The following is a 16,674-nucleotide window of genomic DNA, read 5'->3' as shown; positions in this document are numbered from 1 at the left end:
GAGGCTCTTTCTGAATGCGAGCCTGCATGGTATTTGTCAGCCATGGCATTGATAATCCACGAATTCAATCAAACACTATTGCAGTTTTGCAAAAATGCACTCTCTCGAAGGTCTGCTGGAATTCGTTGCGGTCGTCGATTGCGGAACCTTTACCGCGGCGGCGCGCCAGCTCGGGGTATCGGTTTCGCACATCAGCCGGCAGATCGCCGGCCTCGAAAGTCGACTTGCGACACAACTGTTTATCCGCACCACCCGGCAGATGCAGTTGACGCAGCCCGGTCGTCGGCTGTTCGATATCAGCCAACCGCTGATCCAGGAATTGCTGGGTGCACAGGACACCTTGCTGGCAACGCACGAAGCCATCGAAGGCAACCTTCGCATCAGCCTTGCTGGAAAGTTTGCGGAAGACGAGCTGGTGCCTTTGCTCACCCGTTTTTGCGTGGAGCATCCTCAGGTGCAACTGGATATCGATGTTTCGGCACGCAATGTCGATCTGCTGGCGGAAGGTTTCCACCTCGCGGTGCGCATGGGGCCTCTGCAAAGTAGCAGTTCACTCGTTGCCACACGCCTGCTCTCGGTGCCTATGGATGTACTGGCAAGTCCGAAAATGTTGCAGTCGTTGCCGGACATTGATTCTCCGGCCGACCTGCCCCCCGAGCAGTGTTTGTCGCTGGGCAGCAGGCCGTGGGAATTCAGCAAGGGCAAGCGCCGCAGCGGCGTCAAGCCGGCCGGGCGCTTTTCGAGTAACAGCGGCGCCGCGGCCATACAGGCGGCACTGGATGGCCTGGGGATTGTCAGCGTGCCGGCGTATTACGCAGCGGGCCACGTTGAAAGCGGCCGTCTGGTGCGAGTCCTGCCCGACTGGACGTCCACCGATGAGAGCATTTTTTATCTGGTCTTTCCGGCCACACGCCACATGCCGCTGCGCGTGCGCCGCCTGATTGAATACTTGCAGGAGCAACAGAACAGGGCAGTATGACTTGCGTCTCCACATGTGCTTTAGCTCACCTCCAGATTTCTCATTTTCACCTCTGAAGCAGGCCGCTTTGCGGCGGCGAGCCACAGCCAAGCCCACCAGTGAAAGGCCGATCAAGGCGATGGACCCTGGCTCGGATACTGCGTTGGGTGGGTCTCTCAAAACCAGCGATGTCGTGATCAGCAAATTGGACTGCGTGGTGTGCCGTTCAGCGAAAAAGAAAGCGAAGCTGTGATCGCCAGTTGGCTTGCCGGCCCTCAGCGTATCCAGATTCACGGTTTGACTTAGAGCGTCATGCACGCCGCCAAAATCGATCCCGAGTTGCGGCGCTGGTACATTCTTCCTCCTGGAAACGGCCTATGGATGCGCCCACCCACCGCGCTAACCTGGCGTTCCAATACGACATGACCACCACACGCCGCCCCCGCACCACGACCGCCATCGCCGCCGCGATGGGCCTCGGCCGGGGCGGCAAGCACGCCCTGCAAGCGCTGCCGCAACGGCTGTGCGCCGGCCTGATCGCCCTGGTGCTCGCAGGCTGCGCCGCGCACGGCCCAGACCTGCCGGCGCAACTGGCGCCCGACGACACTGCCAGCGCTCGCTACAGCGCCGACCTGGCCACTTGCCGCCAGCACGCTACCCAGGTGGGCGTAGTGGCCGAAACGCTGGACGGCCTGGTGCAAGGTGCGCTCGTGACAGCTGCGCTGGTGTGGGGCTTGGGCTACGGGCACGACACGGTGCGCGACTGGGCCGCCGTGGGTGGCGTGCTGGGTGCCACGCAGGGGCTGCAGGCGCTGGAGCGGCGCCAGCGCACCGAAGCAGCCTGCATGGTGGCCAGGGGCTACGGCCCGGTGGCTGCCATGCCCCGGCCGATGCCATGGCGCCCCGCGCCTGCGCAGGCACCGTCCCGCCCGATCGGCACCGAAGCCTTCAGCGCCGAGCGCCTGGCGCGCAGCCAGTCGTGCAGCGAGCAGCCCGTGGCCTCGCTGGCGGCCAAGGGGCCTGGGTTCGAGACCTACAGCGTGGCCTGCGCCAACGGCGATGCGCTGGCGATCCGCTGCGAATTCGGCAACTGCAGGGTGTTGCGCTAAGGCCGGCAGTGATCGACGGTGCCCGGCAGATTCACTATCAAAATGTGAGCTTCCAACGCTTGCTGCACAAGCGCTAGAAGCCATTTTTACCTGAAACGCGACATATCTCAAACCCCGTTCGCCCTGAGCTGTCGAAGGGCTGTTTGCAAGGGGCGCCCTGGCTTGGACAGCTCAGCGCGTACGGGGTTGGTCTAAGGTATGTCGCCAATCAGGCTCAATCGACCGCAAGCGCTTTATCCATAAGCGCATGCAGCTATCAATAGAGTAGTTTTTTAGCGTTGTGCGCTGCTGCCCCACAATCACGGTCATGCTTTCCATTCAAGACATTCGCGATGCGGCCACCCGGCTGCAGGGCCAGGTGCTCGATACGCCATGCGTCGAATCGCGCACGCTGTCGGACATCGTCGGCGCACAGGTTTTCCTGAAGTTCGAGAACCTGCAGTTCACCGCATCCTTCAAGGAGCGCGGCGCCTGCAACAAGCTCACCCTGCTCACGCCGGCCGAGCGCGCCCGGGGCGTGGTGGCCATGAGCGCCGGCAACCATGCGCAGGGCGTGGCCTACCACGCGCAGCGCCTGGGGCTGCGCGCCGTGATCGTGATGCCGCGCTTCACGCCCGGCGTGAAGGTGGAGCGCACGCGCGGCTTTGGCGCCGAGGTGGTGCTGCATGGCGACACGCTGGAAGAGGCGCGCGCCCATGCCTACCACCTGGCAGATGCCGAGGGGCTGGTGTTCGTCCACCCCTACGATGACGCAGCCGTGGCCGCCGGCCAGGGCACGCTGGCGCTGGAGATGCTGCAGGCCGTGCCCGACCTGGACACCCTCGTCATCGCCGTGGGCGGGGGCGGGCTGATTGCCGGCGTGGCCACGGCGGCCAAGGCGCTGCGCCCGGGCATCGAGATCATTGGCGTGCAGACTTCGCGCTTTCCGGCGATGGTGAATGCCATCCAGGGCACGCACCACCCGCAGGGCACGTCCACCATCGCCGAGGGCATTGCCGTGGGCACGCCCGGCACCCTGACGCAGGAAATCGTCAAGCGCCTGGTGGACGACCTGGTGCTGGTGGACGAGGGCGACATCGAGCAGGCCGTGCTGATGCTGCTGGAGATCGAAAAAACCCTGGTCGAAGGCGCGGGCGCCGCAGGCCTGGCCGCGCTGCTGCGCTACCCCGAGCGCTTTGCCGGCAAGAAGGTGGGGCTGGTGCTGTGCGGCGGCAACATCGACCCGCTGCTGCTGGCCGCGATCATCGAGCGCGGCATGGTGCGCTCGGGCCGGCTGGCGCGCATCAAGGTCAGCGCACGCGATATCCCGGGTGTGCTGGCGCGCATCACCGCCACCGTGGCCGACGCGGGTGCCAACATCGAAGAGGTGCACCACCAGCGCGCCTTCACCATGCTGGCCGCGCAGAATGTGGAGATCGAACTGGTGCTGCAAACGCGCGGCCAGCCCCATGTGGCCCAGGTGCTGGAGGCGTTGCGTGGCGCCGGCATGGAGGCGGCGCTGATGTAAGCCCCCGGTGCGTGCACCACCCTGCAGTGCAGCAGCTAGAATTGCGCCAGTTTCACGCCCTTTGGAGCCCTTGCCATGTCTGACCACACCACCTCGCACGCCCCCGAAGCGCACTCGGCTGACGCCGTGGAAAACGTTGTCCCGCTGATTCCCGTGGTGCTGCCAGTGGTGGGTGCCATCATGATTTTTCTGCTGGCTTTCATTGCCGTGAACATGGCTTAAGGCGCGCACAGCCCACTGCACGAACCCCGCAGCGCGGGGTTTTTTTACGCCCACCCTTTCTGAAAGAAGCCGCCCATGCGATCCGGACACGCCCTCGTACTTTTCTCTGGCGGACAAGACTCCACCACCTGCCTGGCCTGGGCGCTGGAGCATTTCGAACATGTCGAGACCATCGGTTTCGACTATGGCCAGCGCCACCAGGTGGAGCTGCAGGCGCGCCAGGAAGTGCTGGCCGCCTTGCGCGCGGGCTTTGCGCAGTGGCGCGAACGGCTGGGCGAGGACCACATGATCGACCTGGCCGTGCTGGGCCAGATCAGCGACACGGCGCTGACGCGCGACACAGCCATCGTGATGACCGCCGCCGGCCTGCCCAACACCTTCGTGCCAGGGCGCAACCTGCTGTTCTTTCAGCTGGCGGCGGCCGTGGGCTACCGGCGCGGGCTGCACACGCTGGTGGGCGGCATGTGCGAGACCGATTTTTCGGGCTACCCCGATTGCCGCGACGACACCCTGAAGGCCCTGCAGGTGGCCGTGTCGCTGGGCATGGGGCAGCGCTTCACCTTCGAAACCCCGCTGATGTGGCTGGACAAGGCCGACACCTGGCAGCTGGCGCACACCCTGGGTGGCCAGGCCCTGGTGGACATCGTTCTGGAGCAATCCCACACCTGTTACCACGGCGTGCGCGATGTGCGCCACGCCTGGGGCTATGGCTGCGGCACCTGCCCGGCCTGCGCGCTGCGCAAGGCCGGGTATGAACGCTGGCAGGCGCCACAGGCCTGAATTCTTGGCCCGGGCGGGCATTCCGCCGGCATAACCCCATGCATCTTTTGCATGATTTTGACCCGTGACTGACAGACAAATCGGCGGCAGATTCATAAAATCGACATCCCAGCCGACCCGCGGAACTCGTGGCACTGCCTCCAGCGCGTGGGGCTGCACTGCGTGCCCGCCCGCCGACTGAGCACGAAAGCCGTTTTTTCAAAGGCAGCGCTCAGCATCCGCACCTGCGCCAGGCCTTGCCGTGACCCGCCCGGTCCGCTTCCTTTGAAAAAACTGTTTTTCAACTTAGGAAGCTTCCCGATGAACGCACCCACGATGCAGGGCCTGAATCTCAACGCCCCCGCTTACGTCAAAAACGCCCGCCTGCTGGCCTGGGTGGCCGACATGGCCGCCCTGTGCAAGCCCGACAGCATCTACTGGTGCGATGGCACGAAGGAAGAGTACGACCGCCTGTGCCAGCAGCTGGTGGATGCCGGCACCTTCAAGAAGCTCAACCCCGCCAAGCGGCCCGGCAGCTTCCTGGCCTGGTCCGACCCGTCGGACGTGGCGCGCGTGGAAGACCGCACCTACATCTGCTCGGAAAAGAAAGAAGACGCCGGCCCCACCAACAACTGGATGGCGCCCGCCGACATGCGCGCCACCTTGCAACCCCTGTTTGACGGCCGCATGAAGGGCCGCACCATGTACGTGGTGCCGTTCAGCATGGGCCCGCTGGGCAGCCACATCGCCCACATCGGCGTGGAACTGACCGACAGCGCCTATGTGGCCGTGAACCAGCGCCTGATGACCCGCATGGGCAAGGCCGTGTACGACGTGCTGGGTGTGGAAGGCGAGTTCGTGCCTTGCATGCACACCGTGGGTGCGCCCCTGGCTGCTGGCGAAAAAGACACCACCAGCTGGCCCTGCAACCCCAAGGTCAAGTACATCGTGCACTACCCCGAAACGCGCGAAATCTGGTCGTATGGCTCGGGCTACGGCGGCAACGCGCTGCTGGGCAAGAAATGCCTGGCCCTGCGCATCGCCTCCACCATGGGCCGTGACCAGGGCTGGCTGGCCGAACACATGCTCATCCTGGGCGTGACCAACCCCCAAGGCAAGAAGTACCACGTTGCGGCGGCTTTCCCCAGCGCCTGCGGCAAAACCAACTTCTCGATGCTGGTGCCGCCCGAAGCCGGTTTTGCCGGCTGGAAGGTCACCACCATTGGCGACGACATCGCCTGGATCAAGCCCCATGCCGACGGCAAGATGTACGCCATCAACCCTGAAGCGGGCTATTTCGGCGTGGCCCCCGGCACCAACATGCACACCAACCCCAACTGCATGCGCAGCCTGGACAAGGACGTGATCTTCACCAACGTGGCCCTGACGGACGACGGCGACGTGTGGTGGGAAGGCATGGAGAAAGACGGCGGCGGCATCCCCGCCCACCTGATCGACTGGCAGGGCAAGGACTGGACCCCCGAAATCGCCAAACAGACCGGCGCCAAGGCCGCCCACCCCAATTCGCGGTTCACAGTGGCCGCCACCAACAACCCGGCACTCGACCCCCAGTGGGACGATGCCAATGGAGTGGCGATTGATGCCTTCATCTTCGGCGGCCGCCGCTCGACCACCGTGCCGCTGGTGACCGAAGCCCGCACCTGGACCGAAGGCGTGTACATGGCCGCCACCATGGGCTCCGAGACCACTGCCGCCGCCTTTGGCGCCCAGGGCGTGGTGCGCCGCGACCCGTTCGCCATGCTGCCGTTTTGCAGCTACAACATGAGCGACTACTTCCAGCACTGGCTCAACATGGAGGGCAAGATTGCCGCCACCGGCAAGGCGCTGCCCAAGGTCTTCTGCGTGAACTGGTTCCGCAAGGATGAAGCGGGCAAGTTCGTCTGGCCCGGCTATGGCGACAATATGCGCGTGCTCAAGTGGATGATCGACCGCATCGAAGGCCAGGCTCAGGGCCAGGACACGATGTTCGGCATCGCGCCGCAATACGCCGAGATCAACTGGACGGGCCTCGACTTCACCGCCCAGCAGTTCCAGACCGTGACCCACATCGACAAGGCAGCCTGGGTGGAAGAGCTCAAGCTGCACGATGCCCATTTCGAGCAGCTGGCTTATCACCTGCCCAAGGAACTGCTGGAAACCCGCGCCGCGATTGAAAAGCGCCTCGCAGCGATCTGACGCCAGCGCACCAGACCTCGGACCTGATTACGGCACAGGAGCGCTCGGGCTCCTGGTAGCCACTCTTGGGGATTCGAGAAATGCGCTTGAGCCGCCCCGCCCCACCCCGGGCCAGGCGGCTTTTGCATGCGCCTACGGCTTCGGCGCAGGCGGAACGCCCATGAAAAAAGCCGTGGGCAGTGCCACGGCTTTTATGGTTGCGCGACCCGGCAATACCGGGTGCATTCAGACCAAAGGCAGTGCTTGATTTACTTGCGCAAGTCCTGCGTGGCGGCGGCGCTCATGGCGCGACTCAGGTCAGCCATCATGCGGGCGTCTTCCAAGGCGACTTTCCAGGTGCGCTGGTCTTCAGTGGCTTGGCGGCGGCTTTGCGCCCAGGCCTTGTAGCCGGTGCGCATCGCCACGGATGCGCGGCGGGCTGGCGTGGCGAGCAAGGCGATGGCCGCAAATGCCACCACCCACAACATCATCCAAGCGGCCAGCAGGTGGCCATCACCCCAGGTGTCGATCACCTGGTTGGCCACCACGAGCAGCGCAGCAACCACCGCGGCCAGCATCAAGGAGGCAGCGCCCCGCGCACCATCAAAACCTGCGGCAATATTCTGCAGCGCCGCGATGGCGTTTTCAGCCCGGACCACGCCGGGGTGTTCCGTGGGGTAGTTCACGTGTGCGTAACTGGTCATTTTGAGATCCTTTTTCCAGCGCTCTGGTCAGAATAGCCAGGCGATGAGTGATATTAGGGTTTACCCTTTATCGATTCAAGTTTATATTATGAATTCCAATCATTCATATTGGTGATATATCGATTCCATGGCCCCCGTGAACTTCCGCTCTCTCGACCTGAATCTGTTGCGCGTCTTTGACGAGGTGATGGCCGAGCGCAGCCTGACGCGAGCGGCGCACAAGCTGTCACTCACGCAACCGGCTGTCAGCAATGCGCTGCGGCGCCTGCGCGATGTGCTGGGCGACGACCTGGTGGTGCGCAGCGGCCACGGCGTGGAGCCCACGCATCGGGCGTTGGCGCTGTGGCCGCCGGTGCGCGAAGCGCTGGCGCAGCTGCAGGAATCGCTGGCCCCCGGCGTGTTCGAGCCCGCCACGGCCACATCCACCTTTGTGCTGGCCATGGCCGATGCCACCGCCGCCACGCTGGTGCCCGGGCTGGTGGAAATCATGGAGCGCGAGGCGCCCGGCATTTCGGTGCGGGTACTGCCACTCACCACTCGCGACCCCCGCCGTCTTCTCGAAGAAGAATCCGCCGACATGGCCGTGGGTTACTTTCCTGCCGTGCTGGCCGACCTGACGGCGCGGGCGCAGTCAGGCAGCGTGATTGCCTTTGACAGCCGCCGCATCTACGACGGCGAATATGTGTGCGTGATGCGCCAGGGCCATCCGCTGGCCGGGGCGCCGCTGACGCTGGACCAGTTTTGCCTCGCCCGCCACATGCTGGTGAGCTTTTCGGGGCGCCCGTTTGGCTTCATCGACGAAGCCCTGGCGTCGCTGGGACGCGAGCGGCGCGTAGTGCTCACCGTCAACCAGTTCTTCACTGCGGGGCGGGTGGTGGCCAGTTCCGATCTGCTCACCGTGCTGCCGCGCCACTTTGTGCCTGTCACCGGCATCGCCGAAGCCCTGGTGCTGCGCACCTTGCCCCTGGATGTGCCGGCGGTGCATGTGGATGCGCTGTGGCGCCGGCGCGGCCCGCAGCAGGCAGCCATCAACTGGTTGCTGCTGGCGCTGGCACGCGCCGCGCGGCGCACCTTTCCCCAAGAACGCGCCACGACTCAATAGTTGGACGCCCCGTAGACTGCCCCGCCATGAAGATACAGCTGCTGTCCGACCTGCACCTTGAGGCGCATCCCCATTTCACGCCCGAGCCTGCCGCGGCAGCGAATGTGCTGGTGCTGGCCGGCGACATCGGCTCGTACCAGGCGGGCGGGCAACTCACCGACCAGGCCTTTGGCCTGGAACGCTTTTCCCCCTTGCCGCAGTTTGCCGGCTGGCCCATGCCCGTGCTGTTCGTACCCGGAAACCACGAATACGACGCGCAGGATTTCGACGCGGCCCACCACCGGCTGCGCACGGTCTGTGACCAACTGGGCATCGCCTGGCTGGAACGCGAGAGCCTGGTGCTCGACGGCGTGCGCTTTGTCGGCACCACGCTGTGGAGCGACTTTGATGCCCTGGCCGACCACGAAGGCAGCACCGACCTCACGCGGCGCCTCAAGTTGCGTGACAAGGCATTCCGGGCCGCCAACTTCTACCTGCGCAAGACGGGCGGAACGCGCCACGGCGAGCCCTTTCTGGCAGAGCCTGTGCGCGCGCAGGCCTTGCTGTGCCAGCAATGGTTGCGTGACGCACTGGCCGGGCCCCACAGCGGGCCCACGGTAGCCGTCACCCATTTCGCGCCCAGCTTGCGCAGTGCCGATCCGCGTTATGGACTGGTGCCCGGCACGGCCGGTTTTTGCAACGTCCTGGACGATCTGCTGCCGCTGGCCCAGCTGTGGCTGCACGGCCACCTGCATGCACCCAGCGACTACATGGCATCGGGCACCGACGGGCAGGGCGCGCCCTGGCAATGCCGCGTGGTGGCCAATCCGCTCGGCTATGCACGCAAGGGGGAACAGGCAATGTTCCAGGCGCAGTACTGCATTTCCGTATGATGGGCACAGGTCTGACAACCTATCCGAGCGCACGAGAAAGCCTGTCATAGGTCAAGACAACAACAACGCGCGCAGATTAGCCTGATCCACTCATTCTGGAGAACACACCATGAACATCCTGCTTGCTGTCGATGGCAGCGCCTACACCAAGAAAATGCTCGCCTACCTTGCCACCCATGAAGAGTTGCTGGGTGGCACCCACGAATACACCGTGCTCACCGTGCAAATGCCCCTGCCGGCACGCGCACGCGCTGCGCTGGGCAAGGAAATGGTGGACACCTACCACGCCGAAGAATCCGAGAAGATTCTCGCGCCGGTATGCAAATTCCTGGCGCGCCATGGCGTGCAGCCCAAGCGCAATGTCAAGGTGGGCCCAGTGGGTGAAACCATTGCCAAGGTGGCCGACACGGGCAAGTTTGACCTGCTGGTGATGGGCTCGCATGGCCACGGCGCCATCGCCACACTGGTCATGGGATCGGTCACCACCCAGGTGCTGGCCCACAGCAAGGTGCCGCTGCTGATCGTGCGCTGAGGCGGCAGCGCAAGCACCCAAGCCCTGCCCTGGCAGGGTTTTTTTCGTGGAAGGGCTGCGGGCTGCGCGCCGCTAGCTAGCGCGCCGCCAGTCCGTCAAAACAGGTGCGCACCACCCAGTCCACGATTTCTGCGTCCGAATACTGGCCGCCCTCCTTGAGGAAGCCCACCACGGGATCGCACGCGCGGGCAAACAGCGTGTACAGCACCACCAGCGGTGGCAATGCGGGGTTGATGTCGCCTTGCGCCTGCGCTTCGGTGATCCATTGGCCAATCTGGTCGCTCACCGTCACCAACCCGTCCAGGTACTCCTTGTTGGCCATGAGCACCGCCCGCAGGCTGGAATTACGGCTGGGCAACAGCGGCATTTCGTTGGTGATCAGCCGCGCGAGCGACCAGCGCACCAGATCGCGCAGCTTGTCCTGCGGCTGCATGTCGGCGGGCAGGGTATCCAGATAGGCGCGCACACGGCCCAGGATCTGGACCATGGCAGCACAGCACAGATCTTCCTTGCTGGCGAAGTGCTTGTAAAGGCTGGCCTTGGCGATACCCACGGCGTTGGCGACATCGTCCATCGTCATCGCGTCGAAGGACTTTTCGCCCAGCAGGCGGCAGGTGGACTGCAGGATGGCGTCTTCGCGCGCCAGGTGCATTTGTTCCTTGAAGGAAACCTTGGGTTTCGGCATTTGCATGGCGGCATCTTATACGCCATGGTTCCAAAACAACTTTATCAGTTGCGCTGCAGCCATGCCGTTCATTTTTCGATCAACACTGGCCGGCAAACGATGCCCCGCGCGGGCAAAGCGCCCCGCCAAGGCTCAGGGAACCAGTGCTTCGGCTGCGGCGCCTTTCAGGGCCGCCGTCAAGGCGTCGAGCAGCTCCGACTCCAGGTTCCAGCAATGCCAATACAGCTGGATGGGCAAGGCGTGGCCCGGCGCCAGGTCTACCAGGGAGCCATCTTCCAGACCACTGCGCGCCAGCAGTTCGGGCACCACGCCCACCGCCCAGCCCGCGGCCACGGCCCGCATCTGCCCTTCGGCGCTGGGCACGAAAAGGTGGTTGAGCGCCACCCGCTGGAGGCCGAACGCGCGCGCCACGAACTCGGCCGCCATGTCGTCCTTGCGGTTGAACGACAGAAAGGAGACGTCGCGAAAATTGTGCGGCGTCAGCCCCTGTGGCAGGTGCTGCTGCGCAAACGCTGCCGAGGCCACCGCCACATAGGGCATGGCCCCCAGCGGCACCATCTTGCAGCCGCGCAATGCCTGCTTGAGCGTGGTGACACAGCCCAGCACCTGGCCCGAACGCAGCCACTCCTGGGTGAAGTCCTGGTCGTCCACGATGATTTCCAGCGGCAGGCGCTGGCGCACCAGATCGTGCAGCGCGCCCATCGCCCAGGTGGCCATGCTGTCGGCGTTGATGGCTATCGAGATGCGCTCGTCGTCGCGCGTGCCGCCCGGTGCGCTGGGGGCCAGCTCCTGCAGGTCCCGCTCCAGGTCGGCCCGCAGCAGGCGCATCTGTTTGGTGTGTTTGAGCAGCAACTGCCCCGCCGAGGTAGGCCGCAACGGCCGGCTGCGCACGATGAGCACCGAGCCCACCTGCGCCTCCAGCGCCCGCAGGCGCTGCGACACCGCCGACTGCGTGACATTCAGGCGCTGGGCGGCGCGCTCGAAACCGCCCTCTTCCACAATGGCGGCAAGGCATTCCAGGGCGGCCGGATCGTAGGTGCTCATGGTCTTCATCTCAGGCAAAAAAATGGGAGAAAATCCGCAGCGCGCATCTATTAGATGCGCTGATGTTTTTGGAGCAAGCTTAAGTTTGCTTTTAGAGTAAGGCAATGTCGCGCACACTGCATGAGAGTGGCCTGCCACAAGGTGGCCAGGCTGTTGCCCGGCTTGCGCAGGCACGTAAAAATTCACAACACGCTCCGTCTATGAAAACCATTGTTCTGGGCGCCGGCATCATTGGCATCAGCACCGCCTGGCATCTGCTGGAGCGCGGACATGACGTGGTCGTGGTCGACCGCCAGCCCGATGCGGCGCTGGAGACCAGTTTCGCCAACGCGGCGCAGATCTCGGTGAGCTACTGCGAGCCCTGGGCCAACCGTGCAGCGCCGTGGAAGGCGCTCAAGTGGATGTTCGACAAAGAGGCACCGCTGCTGCTGCGCCCCCAGCTGGACTGGGAGCAATGGCGCTGGTGCCTGAAGTTTCTGGCGCAGTGCAACGACACGGCGTTCGAGCGCAACGTGCAACAGATCGTGGCGCTGGGTGCCTACAGCCATGCAGCCCTGAAAGACGTGGTGCAGACCACCGGCATCGAATACCACCGCCTCGAGCGCGGCATCGCGCACTTTTATACCAACCGGAAATCACTGGACGACGCGGGCCACGCGGTCGAGCTGATGCGCAAGTTCGGTGTGCAGCGCCGCCTCGTCAGCCGCGACGAGCTGCTGCAGATCGAACCAGCCTTCAAGGCCTATGGCGACCGCATCACCGGCGGCACCTACACGAGCACCGACGAAAGCGGCGACGCACGCGTATTCACCCAGCAACTGGCCCGCCGCTGCGCCGAGCGCGGCGCGCAGTTCTTGTATGGCCACGATGTACTGCGCCTGAACAAGATTGGCAATGCTATTGATTCAGTAGCTATCACCGCACGCCAATCGGGGGCTAGCGGCAAAAAAGACATCATATTGAAGGGCGATGCCATCGTGGTGGCTTGCGGCTCCTACAGCGCGCCGCTGCTGCGCAGCGTGGGCGTGGATCTGCCGATCTACCCCGGCAAGGGCTACAGCGCCACCTTCCCGCTGCTCCAGCCCGAAGGCGCACCCATGGTCTCGACCATCGACGACGGCAAGAAAATCGCCATGAGCCGACTGGGCGATGTGTTGCGCGTGGCCGGCACCATCGAGCTGGGCGGGTTCGATCTGTCGCTGGACAGCCCCCTGGCCAGGGCGCGCTGCCACATGCTGTCGCGCCGCATCGAGGAAACCCTGCCCGGCGTGTGCGACACCCGCACGCCCGAGCAAGGTGGCGACCCGCAATACTGGACCGGCCTGCGCCCGGCCACCCCCACCAACATCCCCTTCATCGGCCGCACGCGCGTGGGCAAGCTGTGGGTGAATGCCGGTCACGGCACCTTGGGCTGGACCCATGGCGCGGGCTCGGGCAAAGCCCTGGCCGAGCTGATCAGCGGCGCGCAGCCCGCAATGCACTTCGGCTTTCTGGGCGCCGAATCGGGGCTGCCGGGGCGCAGCACCGTTGCCGCCTGAGCGCCTTTTCCCACGCCTGGCGCCGCCCCGCTCAATGCAGCTGGCGCTGCTCGGCCAGAAAGTCGAGCAACGCAGCGTCAAATCCGTCCGGGTCTTCCAGTTGGGGCCAGTGGCCGACATGCGCCAGGCTCTGGTGGCGGGCATCGGGCAGCACCTGGGCCAGGGCCTGCAGCGCAGCGGGTGGCGTGCAGGGGTCCATGGCGCCGCCCAATAGCAAGGTGGGCATCGCCAGGCGCCTGAACGCCGCGGCATCGCGGTCAAACAGCGCCAGCAGTTCCAATGCCCGCCGGTAGGTGGCCGGATACACCTGCGCCAAGGCATGGCCCGCCAGCCGCACGCCTTCGGGCAAGGCGCCGCTGCCAATGAACCGGGGCACGAGGGCCTGGGCCAACAGTTCCATGGACTGGCCACCGTCCGCCGCCTGCAGCGCCTGCCATCGGGGAGTGATCCAGTCCTGCGTGGCCTGGGCATCAAGCCCCGGGCCTCCGGCACACAGCACCAGCCGCCGCACCAGCGCGGGCTGGCGCCACGCCACCTCTGCCGCCAGCATGGCACCCAGCCCATGGCCGACCAGCGTGACCGGCCCGCATTGCAGCGCAGCCACCAGCGCCAGGCAGCTTTGCGCCAGGCCCTTGAAGGTGTAGGGCTCGATGGGCGCGCTGAACCCATAACCCGGCATGTCCCACGCCACGGCGCGGTAGCCGGCGCTGGCCAGCCGCTCGACCTGGGGCGCAAACGTGAGGTGGCCGCCGTCGGCATCGTGCAGCATGAGCACGGTGGGGCCTGCGCCCAGGGTGATGTAGGTGGGTAAGAGTGCCATGCAGTGTTCCGAGGAAGGGGCCCATACCGGCTGGATACGCCCCACGCCTGTGCGGTTACGGGCGCCACACCATAATAGCCTTCCCCATTCCCACGGCTTTGCGCCCCGCTTTTGTGAACAGCTCCCTGCACCGACCCGCCCTGGCCCGCCCGCCGAGTTTTTCCGCGCGCGAGTTTCGCGATGCGCTAGGCATGTTCGCCACGGGCGTGACCATCGTGACGGCCCGCAATGCGGCGGGCGAGCCCATCGGGCTCACCGCCAATTCGTTCAATTCGGTGTCGCTGCAGCCGCCCCTGGTGCTGTGGAGCCTGGCGCGCGCAGCCGCCTCGATGCCGGCTTTTGCCAATGGCTCCCACTACGCCATCAACGTGCTGGCGGCCGACCAGAAGGCCCTGGCCGAGCGTTTTGCCGCCCGCGGGATCGACCGCTTCGCGGGCGTGGAACACCACCCCGGCATCAGCGGCGCCCCCTTGCTGGCGGGCGCGGCGGCCACCTTCGAGTGCTTCAACCGCAGCCGCTACGACGAAGGCGACCATGTGATTTTTGTCGGCGAGGTCGAGCGCTGCCAGCACCAGGACGGCATGTCGCCCCTGCTGTACCACGGCGGGCGCTTTTACACCGAGCACCCGCTGTAGCAAGCCAGGACGCGTTTACTTCATTTTTGATAGCTGCAAGCGCTTATCCAAAGGGCGCCAGCGCCCTGTTTCGCCCCAAAAATCAGCGCGCCGCCTCGGGCAGCTCGATCTTGACTTCGAGCACTTCGAGGTTGTCCTGGCGCTCCAGGTGCACCTTGAGGTCGTCCGGGTTGATCTTCACGTATTTCGAGATCACCGCCACCAGCTCGCGCTGCAGCGCGGGCAGGTAGTCGGGCTCGGCGGCGTTGCGGCCGCTGCGTTCGTGCGCCAGGATGATCTGCAGACGCTCTTTGGCAACACTGGCGGTCTTCTTTTTTTCGCCCAGCAGGAAGGACAGGAATGACGCCATGGCTTATTTGCTCCCGAACAGGCGTTTGAAGAAGCCGGGCTTTTCAGCGTCGATGAAGCGCAGCGGCTTGTCGGTGGCGCCCAGGAAGCGGTCGATCACGTCTTTGTAGGCCTCGGACACATCGGTGCCCTGGGCGTGGATGGCGGGCGAGCCCTGGTTGGACGATTGCAGCACCACTTCCGACTCGGGAATCACGCCGATGAGCTTGATGCGCAGGATGTCCTGGATGTCCTCCAGGCTCAGCATCTGGCCGTCTTCGACGCGGCTGGGGTTGTAGCGCGTGATGAGCAGATGCTCCTTGATGGGCTCGCCGCCTTCGATGGCGCGGCGGGTCTTGCTGCCCAGCATGCCCAGGATGCGGTCGGAGTCGCGCACGCTGGACACCTCGGGATTGGTCACCAGCAGCGCCTCGTCGGCAAAGTGCATGGCCATCAGCGCGCCGCTCTCGATGCCGGCGGGCGAGTCGCAGATGATGTATTCAAAGCCCATGCCGGCGAGGTCGGTCAGGATCTTCTCGACGCCTTCCTGGGTCAGTGCGTCCTTGTCGCGCGTCTGGCTGGCGGCCAGCACGAACAGGTTGTCGCACTGCTTGTCCTTGATGAGCGCCTGGTTCAGGTTGGCCTCGCCCTGGATCACGTTGATGAGGTCATACACCACGCGGCGTTCGCAGCCCATGATGAGATCCAGGTTGCGCAGGCCGACATCAAAGTCGATCACGGCAGTCTTGTGGCCGCGCAAGGCGAGGCCGGAGGCAAAGCTGGCACTGGTGGTGGTCTTGCCCACGCCACCCTTGCCGGAGGTCACGACGACGATTTTGGCCATGTGTTGCTGATTCTCTGTGGGGTTGGTACGAATGAAATAAGAACTCAGGCCAGCGGCTCGATGATGAGCTTCTCGCCTTCAAGCCGCACCTGCGCCGGCTTGCCGCGCACGTCGGCGGGCAATTCGGTCTCGGTGGTGCGGTAAATGCCCGCGATGGAAACCAGTTGCGGCTCCAGGCAGGTGGAAAAAATGCGGGCCTCGGTGTTGCCGCGTGCTCCGGCAATGGCACGGCCACGCAACGGGGCATAAACATGGATGTTGCCGTCGGCAATGACTTCGGCGCCAAAGCTCACCACGGCCATCACCACCAGGTCAGCGCCGCGCGCATAGACCTGTTGGCCCGAGCGCAGGGGTTTATCGACCACCACGGTGCCGGGGCCGGGCGTGGGCACCTCACGCACCACCTCGTGCACCACTTCAACCTCATGCACCACCTCGCGGATGACCTCGCGCACTTCGGGTGCGGACGCTTCGGCGCGGGCCGGAGGGGCGTCGGGCGCTGCGGCCAGACCGACGGCGCGCGCCGCCGCCATCTGGGTGGCACTGCCGCCGCGCACGGCCACCGGCAAGGTGCTGTGGCGGCGCAGCTGCGCCGTGATGGCGGCAAAGTCGATGGGTTCGGGCGCTTCGCGCACCAAAGCCAGGTCGATCAGCACCGGGTCGTTGTCGAAAAAGCCCGGGTCATCGGCCACGCGCTCGGCCAGATCAGCGGCAAACTGCGCGGCGTCGGCGGTCTTGAGCACCACGGCCACCACGGGCAGCGAGGCGCTTTTAAGGTCAAAGCTGGTGCGGGCTTGCGCCGCCGTGTCAAAGGCCATGGATGGGTTGCAGGGATGGAGGG

General features: G+C 65.0%; 18 protein-coding genes. 11 read left to right on the top strand and 7 right to left on the bottom strand.

Annotated features, from left to right (window positions below):
- Positions 1–94 precede the first annotated feature (94 nt).
- From J8G26_RS01660 to J8G26_RS01630, 6 genes are all read left to right on the top strand, one after another.
- Positions 95–979 carry a LysR family transcriptional regulator gene (locus J8G26_RS01660; RefSeq protein WP_210567692.1) on the top strand — a complete coding sequence of 295 codons (885 nt, stop codon included), beginning with the start codon at positions 95–97 and terminating at the stop codon, positions 977–979.
- A 356-nt stretch (positions 980–1,335) separates the two neighbouring features.
- On the top strand, positions 1,336–2,067 hold the full coding sequence (locus J8G26_RS01650; RefSeq protein WP_246881185.1) for a glycine zipper family protein: 732 nt from the start codon (positions 1,336–1,338) through the stop codon (positions 2,065–2,067).
- Between the two features lie 307 nt (positions 2,068–2,374).
- A complete protein-coding gene (locus J8G26_RS01645) occupies positions 2,375–3,574 on the top strand; it encodes a threonine ammonia-lyase (protein WP_087742937.1) in 1,200 nt (399 codons plus the stop codon).
- A gap of 75 nt (positions 3,575–3,649) precedes the next feature.
- A complete protein-coding gene (locus tag J8G26_RS01640) occupies positions 3,650–3,796 on the top strand; it encodes a hypothetical protein (RefSeq protein ID WP_210567691.1) in 147 nt (48 codons plus the stop codon).
- Between the two features lie 75 nt (positions 3,797–3,871).
- Entirely contained in the window at positions 3,872–4,576 is a 705-nt protein-coding gene (gene queC / locus J8G26_RS01635) for a 7-cyano-7-deazaguanine synthase QueC (protein WP_210567690.1), read from the top strand.
- Positions 4,577–4,876: 300 nt separating this feature from the next.
- Positions 4,877–6,751: a phosphoenolpyruvate carboxykinase (GTP) gene (locus J8G26_RS01630; protein ID WP_210567689.1), complete on the top strand. Its 1,875-nt coding sequence runs from the start codon at positions 4,877–4,879 to the stop codon at positions 6,749–6,751.
- 248 nt (positions 6,752–6,999) lie between these two features.
- Here J8G26_RS01630 and J8G26_RS01625 read toward each other — a convergent pair whose 3' ends face one another.
- Positions 7,000–7,434, bottom strand: coding sequence for a hypothetical protein (locus J8G26_RS01625; RefSeq protein ID WP_087742934.1), 435 nt, complete (start codon positions 7,432–7,434; stop codon positions 7,000–7,002).
- A gap of 127 nt (positions 7,435–7,561) precedes the next feature.
- Here J8G26_RS01625 and J8G26_RS01620 point away from each other — a divergent pair, with 127 nt between their 5' ends.
- The 3 genes from J8G26_RS01620 (at position 7,562) to J8G26_RS01610 (ending at position 9,940) form a co-directional block, all read left to right on the top strand.
- A complete protein-coding gene (locus tag J8G26_RS01620) occupies positions 7,562–8,536 on the top strand; it encodes a LysR family transcriptional regulator (protein WP_210567688.1) in 975 nt (324 codons plus the stop codon).
- A gap of 26 nt (positions 8,537–8,562) precedes the next feature.
- On the top strand, positions 8,563–9,408 hold the full coding sequence (locus tag J8G26_RS01615; protein WP_210567687.1) for a metallophosphoesterase: 846 nt from the start codon (positions 8,563–8,565) through the stop codon (positions 9,406–9,408).
- A 109-nt stretch (positions 9,409–9,517) separates the two neighbouring features.
- Positions 9,518–9,940 carry a universal stress protein gene (locus J8G26_RS01610; protein ID WP_087742931.1) on the top strand — a complete coding sequence of 141 codons (423 nt, stop codon included), beginning with the start codon at positions 9,518–9,520 and terminating at the stop codon, positions 9,938–9,940.
- 76 nt (positions 9,941–10,016) lie between these two features.
- Here J8G26_RS01610 and J8G26_RS01605 read toward each other — a convergent pair whose 3' ends face one another.
- Positions 10,017–10,631: a TetR/AcrR family transcriptional regulator gene (locus tag J8G26_RS01605; protein WP_210567686.1), complete on the bottom strand. Its 615-nt coding sequence runs from the start codon at positions 10,629–10,631 to the stop codon at positions 10,017–10,019.
- Between the two features lie 126 nt (positions 10,632–10,757).
- Positions 10,758–11,669 carry a LysR family transcriptional regulator ArgP gene (locus J8G26_RS01600; RefSeq protein WP_210567685.1) on the bottom strand — a complete coding sequence of 304 codons (912 nt, stop codon included), beginning with the start codon at positions 11,667–11,669 and terminating at the stop codon, positions 10,758–10,760.
- 200 nt (positions 11,670–11,869) lie between these two features.
- Between J8G26_RS01600 and J8G26_RS01595 the strand changes: the two genes are divergently transcribed.
- Positions 11,870–13,207, top strand: a complete 1,338-nt coding sequence (locus J8G26_RS01595) for a D-amino acid dehydrogenase (RefSeq protein ID WP_210567684.1) — start codon at positions 11,870–11,872, stop codon at positions 13,205–13,207.
- 31 nt (positions 13,208–13,238) lie between these two features.
- Here J8G26_RS01595 and J8G26_RS01590 read toward each other — a convergent pair whose 3' ends face one another.
- Entirely contained in the window at positions 13,239–14,027 is a 789-nt protein-coding gene (locus J8G26_RS01590) for an alpha/beta fold hydrolase (protein WP_210567683.1), read from the bottom strand.
- 191 nt (positions 14,028–14,218) lie between these two features.
- Here J8G26_RS01590 and J8G26_RS01585 point away from each other — a divergent pair, with 191 nt between their 5' ends.
- Complete coding sequence (locus J8G26_RS01585) at positions 14,219–14,662, top strand: flavin reductase family protein (RefSeq protein ID WP_246881205.1); 444 nt, start codon at positions 14,219–14,221, stop codon at positions 14,660–14,662.
- Between the two features lie 82 nt (positions 14,663–14,744).
- On the opposite strand, the gene minE is transcribed toward J8G26_RS01585, so the two are convergent.
- The 3 genes from minE to minC are packed head-to-tail and all read right to left on the bottom strand — an operon-like array spanning position 14,745 to position 16,651.
- Positions 14,745–15,011 (bottom strand): cell division topological specificity factor MinE, encoded by a 267-nt coding sequence (gene minE / locus J8G26_RS01580; protein ID WP_086926180.1) that lies wholly within the window; start codon positions 15,009–15,011, stop codon positions 14,745–14,747.
- 3 nt (positions 15,012–15,014) lie between these two features.
- Complete coding sequence (minD, locus tag J8G26_RS01575; protein ID WP_210567681.1) at positions 15,015–15,833, bottom strand: septum site-determining protein MinD; 819 nt, start codon at positions 15,831–15,833, stop codon at positions 15,015–15,017.
- Positions 15,834–15,877: 44 nt separating this feature from the next.
- Complete coding sequence (gene minC, locus J8G26_RS01570) at positions 15,878–16,651, bottom strand: septum site-determining protein MinC (RefSeq protein ID WP_210567680.1); 774 nt, start codon at positions 16,649–16,651, stop codon at positions 15,878–15,880.
- Positions 16,652–16,674: the final 23 nt, after the last annotated feature.

This window comes from Acidovorax sp. JG5 (assembly GCF_017939685.1).
In the GTDB taxonomy this organism is placed as follows: Bacteria; Pseudomonadota; Gammaproteobacteria; order Burkholderiales; family Burkholderiaceae_C; genus Acidovorax.
This window is presented reverse-complemented; position numbering and strand designations above follow the sequence as displayed.